Below are 12,340 nucleotides of genomic sequence, written 5' to 3'. Positions count from 1 at the left end.
CTTGATTGAGAGGGCCGGAATGCAGCATTGGATCGGGATCATCAGGGCGGCATCGGCAGCGCTGGCGCTGGCCCTTGCATCGACGGCAACCGCTGCGTTGGCGCATATCCCCTATGTCCTGCCAGCGCGGTTCGACGTCGGCAGTCGCACGCAGATCACGCTGGAAGAATCCTTCACCGAGGATGCGTTCCGGCCGGACGTCGCGGGCGGCTATGCCAGTTTCACGACGACGCTCGCCTTCGAAGCGGGGTGAGAGGAACCAACATGGCTTTCATGGAGCGTATCGAGCGTCCCGATACCGACGGCGAACGGGTCGTTATCCGTTTGCTGCGACATTATCGTGGCCTCCACGATCGCGATGGAGATGGTGGCACGCTGGCAAGCCTCGTCGCGCTGGGTCAGAACCTCCGCCTGCCCCCGGCCGGCAGCGTGGCGTTGGCAAGCGTCTTCCAGCTTACCGAGGCGCTGCTGCGAAGACGCCTCATCACCGAATGCTGCTGTTCGTGCGACTACAGCGCGGACGAGCGTGCCGTCATCCGCCTCCTCGGCGCCCGGCTGCCGTGCATAGCCGGCACCGGTAGCGTCGAGATACCCCATGGGCTGCCCGGTGCATTGGCATGGGCCATCCTGAGCGTCCGGTCACTGTGCGGCGCGATCCTCGTGGTGCCGTCGCACCCGTTGCAGATCGACGATCCGGCCTGCCCGTTCGACCGTCCTTTCGGCGCCTGACGAAAATGGTGTCGTTATACGACTATCTCGATCAGCACGTCCGTGACATGGCCGATGATGACATTTTCGTCCTGTCCGCCGCCCGGACATGGGTCTTCGCCGTCCGCAACGCACGCTGTCCGCAGGCGATGCTGCGCAGCGGCTTCACCGTCCGCCGCGTCGGTGCCGCGCTGTTGCCCTTCCTGTGTTCGATGACCCTTATTGACCGATATGGTTACGGCACGATGCGGTTTGCTGCCGTCCGCTATTCGAACGTCAGCGACGACGAGGCGCGCATCCTGACGCTGTTCGGTGCGGCACAGGAGGGGGATCCGCGATTGATTCGGATCGCCACCAGCCTGGTGAGTGACGAAATGGCAATGCAACTCGCGGGTGCCGCCAGCAAAGTCGGCGCCGCGCTGTTGCCGACAAACTAGCTGGTGAAAGGCGGTCAGAACCGATACTTGGTGCTGACAGTGAAGTTGCGCGCGCCATGGCAAAATTGTCCGAACAGCGAACATATCTGTTGTAACTAGCCAATGATAGCAAATTGCGATCGCGACAAAGTGTCAAATCCCCGGGATCGAATGCCATTGACCCAGATCCAGTCGTTCGAAGCTCATTCCAGCTCGTCAGCTTCGGCCATTCGTTCATCCTTCGCGCTACCATGACAAATGTCACCCCATTCGCATGACAGCCGGCACTGCACCCGCGCCGCCGCAACGCGCATCGTGGCGCCATGACCACAGGGAGCCGCAACGGTGCATGACGATCTTTCCGCCATCGCGACACTGGCCGACGTGTCCAAGAATCTGGGGTCCACCGCCGTCCTCGACCGGTTCTCGTTGGCCATCCGCGCGGGCGAGGTCACGGCGCTGCTGGGGCCGAACGGCGCGGGCAAGACCACGACCGTCGGCCTGCTGACCGGCCGGCTGCAACCCGACGCCGGCACGGCGCGGCTGTTCGGGCTCGATCCGGCCCGCCCGGCGGCACGGATGCGGATGGGGGTGATGTTGCAGGCATCCGGCCTGCCCGACGTACTGAGCGTGGCCGAGGTGGTGACGCTGCAATCGGGCTATTACGCCGATGCCCGTCCGGTCGCCGAGACGCTGGCGATCGCCGGGCTGGCCGATCTGGCGCAGCGGCGGTGCGGTGCCCTGTCGGGCGGGCAGGCGCGGCGCGTGCAATATGCGCTGGCGATCTGTGGGCGTCCGGCGTTGCTGGTGCTCGACGAACCGACCGCGGCGATGGACCGGGCGTCGCGTCAGGCGCTATGGACGACGGTACGCAGCGCCGCCGACGACGGGGCCGCCGTCCTGCTGACCAGCCATGATCTGGAAGAGGCCGACGCGCTGGCCGATCGCGTGCTGGTGATGGACCATGGCCGGATCGTCGCCGACGACAGCCCGGCGAATCTGCGCGCCCGTGCCGGGGGATCGGTGATCCGTTGTCGCATCACATTGTCGCCCGCGCTGTTGCAGGCACTGCCCGGCGTCCGCGAGGCGCGCGACGACGGCGGCGACCGGTATGTCGTCACCGCCGATGCGGTGGCGACGGTGCGCGCGCTGTGCGCCGCCGATCCCGCCCTGTCGCAATTGCGCATCGCCGATGCAGCGCTCGAAGACGCCATCGCCACCCTGCTCGCTTCGAACCCGAGGAACGCCGCATGACCGCCGCCACCCTTCCCGCCGGCATCTGGCGCCGCGAAGCCGTCGCCGAACTCAAGCGATCGTGGCGGTTGCCGCAATTCCTGTTGCCGACCATCCTGACGCCAGCGGCCTTCTATGCCCTGTTCACGCTCGCGATCGGTGCCGCGCCTTCCCCCGCTGCCGCCGCCGCCAGCCTTGCGGGGTACGGCGTGTTCGCGGCGATCGGCCCGGCGCTGTTCGGGTTCGGCGCCGGCGTCGCGATGGAGCGCGAACAGGGGCTGATCGAGCTGAAACGGGTGTCGCCGCTGCCCGCCGGGGCGTTCGTCGTCGCCAAGCTGGTCGCGGCGGTCGCGGCGGTCGGCGCCGCCGTCGCGCTGATCTATTGCGCGGCGATCGTTGCGGGCGTGCGGCTGTCGCCGGGGCAGTGGCTGGCGCTGGCGCTGCTGCACTTCGCCTCCACCCTGCCGTTCGGGTTGATCGGCCTCGGCATCGGGATGCGGATGAGCGGCAAGGGTGCCGTCGCCATCGCCAACGCGCTGTTTCTCGGGTCGGCGGTGGTCGGCGGGCTGTGGATCCCATCGACGATGCTGCCGGGCTGGATGCGCGCGATCGGCGAGGCCGCGCCCTCCTACCACCTCGGCCAGTTGGCGCGCGGCATCGTCGGGGCCGACACGATCGGCAGCCCGGTGCTGCACGCCGCGATTGCCGTGGCGATGACGATCGCCGCCGCGCTCTGGGCATGGACCGGTTGGCGGCGGAACCCGGCTTGACGCCGCCCCCTTCGCCACGCGACGGTCGGTCGATGGTGGTTACGTCGCGCAGAAGCTGGATCGAGGGGCCGTTGCCGTGGCTCGCCTATCTGCCCTTCTACGCGATGCCGTGGTTCTGGAAGCCGCCGGGCGATACCGGGTTGATCCTGTCGATCGCCGGCATCGCGCTGTTCCTGCCGGTCTATCTGCTGGGCTACAGCGCCGGCCAGCGGGCGCGGACGATCGCCGCCGCGATCATCGTGGCGATCGGCCTCGTCCTCGCCCCGTTCGGCGGGAGCTGGACGGTGTTCCCGATCTATGCGGCGGCGATGGTCGGCTATCTGCAACCGCCGCGCCGCGCGATCGTCGCGATTCTGACCATCGCGATCCTGACCAGCGGCGTCGGTATCGCACTGGGGCAGATGACCCTGTGGTGGTTGCCGGGCGTGCTGTTGTCGATGATGACCGGGTTCGGCACCTTTTCGCGCGAGGCGTTCTACAAACGGACGCAGGCGCTGCTCGCCTCGCAGGAGGAGGTGCGCCGTCTGGCGGGCACGGCGGAGCGCGAACGCATGGCGCGCGACCTGCACGATGTGATCGGCCGCACGCTGACCCTGATCGCGCTGCGTGCCGACCTGGCGGCGAAGCTGGTGACGCCCGACGTCGCTGCGGCGCAGGCGGAGATGCGGGCGGTGGCCGATATTGCCCGCACCGGCCTGTCCGATGTTCGCGCCGCGCTGTCGGGGACCGCCGGGGGCAGCCTCGGCCATGAGCTCGACCTGTCGCGCGACGCGCTGAAGGCCGCCGGGATCGTTGCGACTGTGACCGGCGACCCCCACGCCATTCCACCCAACGCCGGCGCGGTGCTGGCCATGACGGTGCGCGAGGCGGTGACGAACGTCATCCGCCATGCCGGGGCGGGTGCGTGCCGCATTGACCTGACCACCGACGACACCATTGCCGGCATCCGGATCGTCGATGACGGCCGCGGCGGTGCGTTCCGCGAGGGACATGGCCTGACGGGGATGCGCCAGCGTCTTGCCGCCGCCGGGGGTACGCTGGAGGTCGCCTGGGTCGGACCGGGCACGTGCGTCGCCGCCCGGGTTCCGGTGGGGGCGGCATGATCCGGATCGTCATCGCCGAGGATCAGGCGCTGGTGCTGGGGGCTATCGCGTCGCTGCTGGCGTTCGAAGGCGACATGACGATCGTCGGCCGCGCGCTGGACGGCGATACCGCGCTGGCGCTGGTCCGCGACCTGGCACCCGACATCCTGCTGACCGATATCGAGATGCCGGGGCGCAGCGGCATCGACGTCGCCGCGCAGATGTCGGCCGAAAGCCTCGCCACCCGCGTCGTCATCGTCACGACCTTTGCCCGGCCCGGCTATCTTGCCCGCGCGCGGGCGGCGGGGGTGCGCGGCTATCTGCTGAAGGACACGCCGGTCGAACGCCTCGCCACCGCGATCCGCACCGTCCATGGCGGCGGCCGGGCGATCGCCGCCGACCTTGCCGCCGAAGCGTGGGAGGCAGGCCCCGACCCCCTCACCGACCGCGAACGCGACGCGCTCCGGCTTGCCGAGGAAGGCCTGCCCAACCGCGAGATCGGCCTGCGCCTGTCGCTGTCGCCGGGCACGGTGCGCAACTACCTCTCCGAAGCTGCCGCCAAACTCGGTGCTGCCAACCGCATCGAAGCGGGCCGCATCGCTCGCTCCAATGGATGGCTTTGACCCGATTGTGGACGTTCCGACTACCGGTCATTCGTTCAGGATCGCGTCGGCGTGCGTTTCGGTTACAGCCGCGTGCGCAATGTAAGTCCATAAGTTCGCGGATCACCCAGCGTGCCCGTGATCGCCCCGGTATTGGCGGCGGCGCGCGAGAGAAAATAGGTCTCGTCGGTTACGTTCCGACCCCAGAGCTGGATGTCGAACAACCCGTCCTCGGTCCGGAACCCGAAGCGCAAGTTCAGCAGGTCATAAGCCGGAATCACCGAATAGCGGCTGAGGCTGGCGGTTGTGTTGGTGCTTGATCGATAGCTGTAATCGCCTCCAAGATAGACCTCGCCACTCCGCCCGGCCATGTTCGCGATCGGCGCGCGGACCTCGCCGCCCGCCGATGCCGCCCATTCCGATACGCCCGGCAATCGTTGCCCCGACAGGTCGCACAGCGTCCGGCCGGTGATCTCGATCGGGCAGGGCGCATTGGCATAGGAGATATAGCGCGCGTCGTCATAGGTTCCCGACCCATAGAGTGTCAGCCACCGCGTCGGGGTCGCGCGTACATCGGCTTCGAACCCGCGTGTGCGAACCTTCGCCGCATTGGTGAAGAAGCTGACGCCGTTGCGTTCGATGTCGATGATCGTCGTCTGGTAATCGCGCACATCGGTCCAGAACGCGGCGGCATTGGCGGTCAGCCGCCCGCCGAACCACGTCGCCTTGATGCCTGCTTCGTAGCTGTCGATCGTCTCGGGCGCGATCACCGGATTGGCCGCGAACTGCCCGGTAGTGGTGATGTTGGCGAGGTTCAGCCCGCCGAACTTGTTGCCACGCGCATAGGTGACATAGCCCAATACCGGTTCGGCGATCTTCCACGACAGCGTCGCCTGTCCCGACAGCCGCCCGGCCTTGGTCTCGGCTTCGTAGCGATTGGCGATGCCGTAGCGCGAGCGGATCGTCTGCGCCGTCGTCTGCTGTGCCGCACTCAGCGCGGCCAGCGACCGCCCGGTCGCAACCTGATCGAAATAGCCGGTCTTGGTCTCATAGGTATAGCGCAGGCCGGTGGTCAGATCGACGCCGGGCACGATATGCCAGATCGTCTGCGCGAAGGCGGCATAGCTGTCGGTGACCGGGCGCGACTGGCTGACGACGTTGTACTCGTTCAGCGCCGCCGCGCCGACCGCGGCATTGGTCGTCGGCGGCAGGAACCAGTCGGCGGCGCGGGTGCCGTAGCGGTTCACCGCCTCGGCGCGGATCGACTGGTGAAGATAGTAGAGACCAGCGACATAATCGACCGTGCGGTCCCCGTTCGATGCGATGCGCAGTTCTTGGCTGAGCTGCCGCTGTTCGTTGCTCTGGTGGAAATCCGCACCGGCATCGATGCTGGTGCCGTCGCCGTCATTATGCGGATACCAGTTCCACGCGCGATAGGCGGTGACCGAGGTCAGCGTCGCCGCGCCGAGATCGAGGTCGGCGGTCAGGTTGATGCCGTGCTGGTTCATCGCATAGCGCGGGTTGGCATCGACATCGGTGGTGCGCAGCCCGGGATCGGCCGGGACCGGGATGTAGCCCAATCGCGCCGCGCGGTCGTAATAATTGTTCGCGAAGTTGGTGCCGTTGTCATAGCTGCGGATCGCACCCAGCAGGATGCTGCCGGCGGTGAACGAATGCTGCCGCCCCCAATCGCCGATCAGCCGCAGCGTCAGTGCATCGGTCGGCTTGTACAGCAACTGCCCGCGCAGGTTCAGGTCATGGAAATCCTGTCCCAACCGCCCGTCGAACCGGTTGCGGGTAAAGCCGTCGCGATCAGTCTTCGACACGAACAGGCGTGCGGCGAGGCTGTCGGTGATCGGCCCCGAAAGATAGGCGTGGAGTTGGCGGAAACCGACATTGCCGAGCGACACGTCGCCGCCGGCTTCCGGTTCGAACGTCGGAGCCTTGGTCGTGACCACCACCGCACCGGCCGAGGTATTCTTGCCGAACAGCGTTCCTTGCGGCCCGCGCAGCACCTCGATCCGTTCGAGATCGGCAAGGTCGAAGACGCTCTGTCCCGGCCGCGCCAGATAGACGCCGTCGACATACACGCCGACCGCCGGCTCCAGCCCGTCGTTATAGACCGCGACGTTGTTGCCGAGGCCACGGATGTTGATGCTGGTGTTGCGCGGGTTGGTGTTGGTGACGACCAGGCTGGGCGTCAGTTGTTGCAGGTCGCGCAGGTTGTAGGTCCGCGTGGCCTCGATCTGTGCCGCGCCGAACGCATTGATCGCGATCGGCACGTCCTGGCTGCGTTCGGCGCGGCGGCGCGCAGTGACGACGATGTCCTCGTCGGTTGCCGCTTCCGTGGGGGCCTCGGTGTCAACTTCGTCGGCCGTCGGCACCGGATCGGCGGCAAAGGCGGGCATGGCGAGCAGGGTGGCCCCGGCGAGCAGGAACAGGCGGCAGGCGCGGGCGGGCGAAATCGGCATCGATGGTCCTTCGGTCACGAATGGCGGCGGCACCCGCCGGACTTCGCCTCGCTAGGTTAGGGACGTCATCGAAACGAACGCACTAATTCCCATTGAATTGATAGATATTCTTTATTGTTGGGTTCTGCATGTTGGCTATGCCGTGCGAGTAACCTTCGCCACCTCTGGAGAACCCATGCCGGCCAAGCCCCTGATCGCCGCTGCTTTCCCGGCGCTGCTGTTCGCGCTCCCCGCCGCCGCCCCCGAAACCCCGCCGGTCCCGCCCACGCAGGCGGTTGCTCCCAAGAACGCCCCCAATTTTCTGGTCATTGTCGCCGACGATCTTGGCTGGTCCGATATTGGTGCGTTCGGCGGCGAGATCGCGACGCCGAACCTCGATGCGCTGGCGCTCTCGGGCGTGCGCTTCACCGGCTTCCACACCGCTCCCACCTGCTCCCCGACGCGCTCGATGCTGATGAGCGGCGTCGACAATCACCAGGCGGGCCTCGGCACCATGGCCGAATTGCTGAGCGACGCCACTCGCGGCCATCCGGGCTACGAGGGGTATCTCAACGACCGCGTTGCCTCGATTGCCGAACTGCTGCGCGCCGGTGGCTATGCCACGCTGATGACGGGGAAATGGCATCTCGGCCTCACACCCGACCGCGAACCGGCCGCGCGCGGCTTCGAACACAGTTTCGCGCTGCTACAGGGCCTGTCGAACCACTTCGGCGCGGATCAGAATGCCGCGTGGCAGAAGGCCGGGCTCGATCCCAGCTACCGTGACGACGGCAAGCCCGCCGCCCTCCCCGCCGGCCGCTATTCGACCGATTATTTTGCCGACCGGCTGATCGGCTATCTCGATCAGGCCAAGCGCGCGGGCGACGACCGTCCGTTCTTCGCCTATCTCCCCTTCAGCGCCCCGCACTGGCCACTCCAGGCACCTGCCGATACGATCGCCAAGTACAAGGGACGCTATGACACGGGCTACGAAGCACTGCGCGACGCCCGGCTTGCGCGGCAGAAACAACTGGGTCTCGTCCCCGCCGACGCCGTCGCCCACGCGACCGAACAGGTTCGCCCATGGACATCGCTATCGGCGGAAGAACGCGCGATCGAGGCGCGCAAGATGGAGGTCTATGCGGCGATGGTCGACCGGCTCGACGAGAATGTCGGGCGGGTCATCGCCGCGCTGAAGGCGCAGGGCCGCTATGACGACACGATCATCCTGTTCCTTTCCGACAACGGGCCGGAGGGCAATGTGATCGAACATCCCTCCCCCCGCTTCAGGATCGCCGATCCGAAGGCCCCGCCGGTCGATCCCGACGCGCCGGCGCCCGCCGACCCGTCGCTCGGCATCGACAACAGTCTGGCGAATATCGGGAAAGCGACCAGCTATGTCGGCTATGGCCCGGGCTGGGCGCAGGCCAATTCAACCCCGTCGTGGCTGGTGAAAGGCTATCCGACCGAGGGCGGCATCCGCGTCAGCGCTTTTGCGGCCGGCAAGGGCGTGGCCGGCGGCGGACGCATCGCCACCGCCAATCTCGATGTGCGCGACATTGCGCCGACCCTGCTCGATTATGCCGGGCTGACCCAGCCCAAGACCTATGCCGGTCGCCCGATCGTCGCGCATCAGGGGCATAGCCTGCGCCCCGTCCTCGCCGCTACCGCGCCTGCGATCCGCACCGCAGACGAAGCCGTGGGCTACGAACTTTTCTACCGTCGCGCCCTGCGCAAGGGCGACTGGAAGGCGGTCTACCTCCCCGCTGGGACCAACCGCTATACCCGCAAGGGCGTCAGCACCGGCCGCTGGCAATTGTTCGACATCGCCCGCGATCCGGGCGAAACCCGCGACCTCGCCGCGGCTGAACCCGCGCGGCTCGCCGAACTGGTCACTGCCTATGACGCCTATGCCAGCGACAAGGGTGTCGTGCCGGTTCCCGTCGCGGCAGCGCCGACCGCCGGCGGTGCCAGGCCATGAAGCGGACGACCGCGCTGCTCCTCGCTGTAGCCGGGCTTGTCTCGACCGGCGCGCACCGCCCTGCCCTCCGCTGCGACGCCGCCGACCGTTGCGTCACGATCCCCGCCGGCACGGTGCTGTTCGGCGAGGACGGCGCAGGCCGGCCCGGCAAGGAGATTCCCGTCACCGCCTTCCGCATCGACGCGCATGAGGTGACCAACCGCCAGTTCGCCACCTTCGTCGCCGCCACCGGCTACCGCACCCGCGCCGAACGCGATGGTGCATCGGCGATCTTCGTCGCGCCGACCGAACCGGTGCCGCTCGACGATGCCACGCGATGGTGGCGGTTCGTGAAGGGGGCGGACTGGCGCCATCCGCAGGGACCGGGTAGTTCCCTCCACGACAACTGGCAGGCACCCGTCGTCCATGTCGACCGTGCCGATGCCGCCGCCTATGCCGCATGGGCCGGAGGGTTTCTGCCGAGCGTCGAGCAATGGGAGCGCGCCGCCCGCGGTCGCCAGACGACCGCGCGCGACGCGATTGCGTGGGCGTTCGACCATGGCAAGGCCCAGGCGAATGTATGGGAAGGCGTCTTCCCAATGATCGACACCGCCGCCGATGGCTATGCCGGCATCGCCCCCGTCGCACGCTTTCCCGCCAATAGCTTCGGGCTGTACGACATGGTCGGCAATGTATGGGAATGGGTCGCGGGAGACAGTCCGGTCGGGCTGGTCAAAGGCGGCAGCTTCCTGTGCGCGACCAACTACTGCGCGAACTTCCGCCCCGCCGCGTTTCAAGCGCAGGAGCAGGATTTTCCGACCTCACACATCGGGTTCCGCGTCGCTTATCGCCTACGGTGATCTCCTGGGGACCCACTTGCGGGCGCTCAAGGCGCCACTGGATATTGGAGGCAGCCCACGTCGACTTTGACGCTCCGGAAGGTAATCTTGATCGACCGCTATTGGCCGTCCGTGGCTGCAGCAAGGTTGCAGGCGCCGGGCGACCAAAGGTTACGTGAAATGCCATGGAGTAGGTGCTGAACCGGGATCGGATCCCACCCTCCCCGATCATGGACGAGGAATTCGTCGACAAACCAGAGGATCCGACCGCCTTTTCCTATAACCGTCGGAACCGGACTGCCTGCCCGCCACCCGCCGCCAGCAGGATCGACAGTTGATCGGTCGATGTCACGATCCGCCGTGTGATTGCCACGCGCTCCGGCGCGCTGCGCCAGTCGGCACCCGGACCATCGGCGTAGATCGTCGCCTCGTATCGGCGACCCGCTTCGAGGAAGTCGAGCGGCACGGCCACCGTACGCGCATCGTCGTTGGTGATCGCGCCCAGATACCAATCGGGTCCGGCCCGGTCCTGCCGCGCGACGACGGCATATTCGCCGATCTTTCCTTGCAGCGTGCGGCTCGTTTCCCAGTCGGTCGGCACGTCGCGAATGAACTGGAACGCCGGCAGGTTGCGGTCGTAATGCTCGGGCAGGTCGACCGCCATCTGCACCGGGCTGTAGAGCACGACATAGAGCGCGAGCTGGTTGGCCAGCGTCGAGGCGACGCGGTTGTCGGGCCGCGTCGCGCGGTAATCGAAGGCGAAGACCCCCGGCGTATAGTCGAGCGGCCCCGACAACAGCCGGGTGAACGGCAGGATCGTGGTGTGATCGGGCGCATTGCCGCCATCGGGACTGCCGCCATTATATTCCTGTCCGCGCGCGCCCTCGCGGCTCATCAGATTGGGCCAGGTGCGGCGCAGCCCGGTATCCTTGACTGGTTCGTGCGGGAACACCGCGATGCGGTGCCGTGCCGCCGCCTCGACCACCGTTTGCAGATTTTCGACCGCATATTGCCCGTCGGGCCATTCGGTTTCGTCGTGCCGGGTCCCGACATATCCCAGCTTGATCGAGCGCACGCCATGGCGATCATAATAATCGAGCGCCGGTTCGAGCTGGCGCAGATAGTCGCGCACCTGCCCGCCGGTTTCGTGATGGCCGATCAGGTCGACGCCCTTCGCCTTCGCATAGGCCGATACCGCCGCCATGTCGAAAGCGGGCTGCGCCTGGTCGAACGTGAATTTCGACCGGCCGTTCTTCCACCATTCGGGCACGTCCCATCCGACGTTCCATCCCTCGACCAGCACGCCCTTGATGCCGTGCGCCGCCGCCCAGTCGATATAGGCCTTTGCCCGCCCGGTCGTGGCACCGAGCTTGGGCCCCGGCTCCCACGTCAGCAGCCCGGTGTGCATCGCCCAGAAGATGCCGATGTATTTTTCGGGCCGCACCCACGACACGTCGCCGATCCGGTTGGGCTCGTTGAGGTTCAGGACGATCGTCGAGTCCGCCAGTCGCGCCGCGTCGGGGGCCACCATCACCACCCGCCACGGCGTCACCGCCCCGCCATGCGTGCGCGCCAGATCGCCGTTCGACCATGGTGACAGGTCGGCCTTCAGCGTGCGGCTGTTCTCCTCGGGCATCCGCAGGTTCATCGAGGGGAAGTCGACCAGTGCCGCTTCATGCACCGCCATCGCGACGCCATCGCCCTCCAGCGTCAGCGGCGTTTGCGCTGTCTGGATCGCGGACAGCGCCGAGCGGCTGTACTCATATTCGCTGAACTTCTCGCGATAGGCGGGGATCGACCATGCCCGGTAATTCCGGGCGAAGTGGAATTCGGTACGCTCGTCGCTGACGACCAGCGCCTGATCGCGGGTGCCCGGCAAGGTATAACGAAAGCCGAAGCCATCGTCGAACACGCGGATCTCGACACCGAGTTGCCGCCCGTCCGCAGCCGCCACCGTCGCCGCCAGTCCCTGATACCGCTCGCGCATCGCACGCCGTTCGCCCCATGGCTGGGTCCATGCACGGTCCTGCGAGGTGCGGCGGCTGTCGACCAGCACCAGCCCGGCATCGCCCGGTCCGGCATCCCGGAACCGGAACCCCATGCGCGACCGATCTAGGATCGGCCTGCCGTCATAACGCGCGCGGTACACCGCCTCGCCACGATCGACCGCCAGATCGACGGCGATGCGCCCATCGGGGGAGCGCACCGTCTGCCATGCCTGCGCCAGTGCCGGGGTGGCGACCAGCAGGGCGGCGAGCGAAATCATCGTGCGGACCATGG

The 12,340-nt window shown here is 67.2% G+C and carries 11 protein-coding genes; 9 read left to right on the top strand and 2 right to left on the bottom strand.

Going from position 1 to position 12,340, the window contains the following annotated elements:
* Positions 1–19 precede the first annotated feature (19 nt).
* From LRA89_RS16495 to LRA89_RS16465, 7 genes are all read left to right on the top strand, one after another.
* Positions 20–253 (top strand): hypothetical protein, encoded by a 234-nt coding sequence (locus LRA89_RS16495; protein WP_230771991.1) that lies wholly within the window; start codon positions 20–22, stop codon positions 251–253.
* 11 nt (positions 254–264) lie between these two features.
* On the top strand, positions 265–729 hold the full coding sequence (locus tag LRA89_RS16490; protein ID WP_230771989.1) for a hypothetical protein: 465 nt from the start codon (positions 265–267) through the stop codon (positions 727–729).
* 5 nt (positions 730–734) lie between these two features.
* On the top strand, positions 735–1,145 hold the full coding sequence (locus LRA89_RS16485; protein WP_230771987.1) for a hypothetical protein: 411 nt from the start codon (positions 735–737) through the stop codon (positions 1,143–1,145).
* Positions 1,146–1,469: 324 nt separating this feature from the next.
* The gene (locus LRA89_RS16480) at positions 1,470–2,378 is read left to right on the top strand and encodes an ABC transporter ATP-binding protein (RefSeq protein WP_230771985.1); all 909 of its coding nucleotides are present in this window, start codon (positions 1,470–1,472) and stop codon (positions 2,376–2,378) included.
* On the top strand, positions 2,375–3,127 hold the full coding sequence (locus LRA89_RS16475; RefSeq protein ID WP_055760713.1) for an ABC transporter permease: 753 nt from the start codon (positions 2,375–2,377) through the stop codon (positions 3,125–3,127). The genes LRA89_RS16480 and LRA89_RS16475 overlap by 4 nt, the downstream gene beginning before the upstream one ends.
* Positions 3,124–4,230 (top strand): sensor histidine kinase, encoded by a 1,107-nt coding sequence (locus tag LRA89_RS16470; RefSeq protein ID WP_230771984.1) that lies wholly within the window; start codon positions 3,124–3,126, stop codon positions 4,228–4,230. The genes LRA89_RS16475 and LRA89_RS16470 overlap by 4 nt, the downstream gene beginning before the upstream one ends.
* Positions 4,227–4,832, top strand: a complete 606-nt coding sequence (locus LRA89_RS16465) for a response regulator transcription factor (RefSeq protein ID WP_055760716.1) — start codon at positions 4,227–4,229, stop codon at positions 4,830–4,832. The genes LRA89_RS16470 and LRA89_RS16465 overlap by 4 nt, the downstream gene beginning before the upstream one ends.
* Positions 4,833–4,894: 62 nt before the next feature.
* Here LRA89_RS16465 and LRA89_RS16460 read toward each other — a convergent pair whose 3' ends face one another.
* The gene (locus LRA89_RS16460; RefSeq protein WP_230771981.1) at positions 4,895–7,282 is read right to left on the bottom strand and encodes a TonB-dependent receptor; all 2,388 of its coding nucleotides are present in this window, start codon (positions 7,280–7,282) and stop codon (positions 4,895–4,897) included.
* A 175-nt stretch (positions 7,283–7,457) separates the two neighbouring features.
* Between LRA89_RS16460 and LRA89_RS16455 the strand changes: the two genes are divergently transcribed.
* Both LRA89_RS16455 and LRA89_RS16450 read left to right on the top strand, forming a co-directional pair.
* Positions 7,458–9,242, top strand: coding sequence for an arylsulfatase (locus LRA89_RS16455; protein ID WP_230771979.1), 1,785 nt, complete (start codon positions 7,458–7,460; stop codon positions 9,240–9,242).
* Positions 9,239–10,081, top strand: a complete 843-nt coding sequence (locus LRA89_RS16450; RefSeq protein ID WP_230771977.1) for an SUMF1/EgtB/PvdO family nonheme iron enzyme — start codon at positions 9,239–9,241, stop codon at positions 10,079–10,081. The genes LRA89_RS16455 and LRA89_RS16450 overlap by 4 nt, the downstream gene beginning before the upstream one ends.
* Before the next feature lie 256 nt (positions 10,082–10,337).
* On the opposite strand, the gene LRA89_RS16445 is transcribed toward LRA89_RS16450, so the two are convergent.
* On the bottom strand, positions 10,338–12,338 hold the full coding sequence (locus LRA89_RS16445) for a glycoside hydrolase family 97 protein (protein ID WP_230771974.1): 2,001 nt from the start codon (positions 12,336–12,338) through the stop codon (positions 10,338–10,340).
* Between the last annotated feature and the right edge of the window lie 2 nt (positions 12,339–12,340).

The organism is Sphingomonas sp. Leaf4 (assembly GCF_920939515.1).
Taxonomy (GTDB): domain Bacteria; phylum Pseudomonadota; class Alphaproteobacteria; order Sphingomonadales; family Sphingomonadaceae; genus Sphingomonas.
Note: the sequence above shows the minus strand (reverse complement) of the source record. Positions and strands in the feature narration are given on the sequence as shown.

Excerpts from the sequence above, each read along its gene's own strand:
- LRA89_RS16455 (WP_230771979.1), top strand. The coding sequence starts at position 7,458 with ATGCCGGCCAAGCCCCTGATCGCCGCTGCTTTCCCGGCGCTGCTGTTC.
- LRA89_RS16465 (WP_055760716.1), top strand. The coding sequence starts at position 4,227 with ATGATCCGGATCGTCATCGCCGAGGATCAGGCGCTGGTGCTGGGGGCT.
- LRA89_RS16460 (WP_230771981.1), bottom strand. The coding sequence starts at position 7,282 with ATGCCGATTTCGCCCGCCCGCGCCTGCCGCCTGTTCCTGCTCGCCGGG.
- LRA89_RS16475 (WP_055760713.1), top strand. The coding sequence starts at position 2,375 with ATGACCGCCGCCACCCTTCCCGCCGGCATCTGGCGCCGCGAAGCCGTC.
- LRA89_RS16485 (WP_230771987.1), top strand. The coding sequence starts at position 735 with ATGGTGTCGTTATACGACTATCTCGATCAGCACGTCCGTGACATGGCC.
- LRA89_RS16490 (WP_230771989.1), top strand. The coding sequence starts at position 265 with ATGGCTTTCATGGAGCGTATCGAGCGTCCCGATACCGACGGCGAACGG.
- LRA89_RS16495 (WP_230771991.1), top strand. The coding sequence starts at position 20 with ATGCAGCATTGGATCGGGATCATCAGGGCGGCATCGGCAGCGCTGGCG.
- LRA89_RS16445 (WP_230771974.1), bottom strand. The coding sequence starts at position 12,338 with ATGGTCCGCACGATGATTTCGCTCGCCGCCCTGCTGGTCGCCACCCCG.
- LRA89_RS16450 (WP_230771977.1), top strand. The coding sequence starts at position 9,239 with ATGAAGCGGACGACCGCGCTGCTCCTCGCTGTAGCCGGGCTTGTCTCG.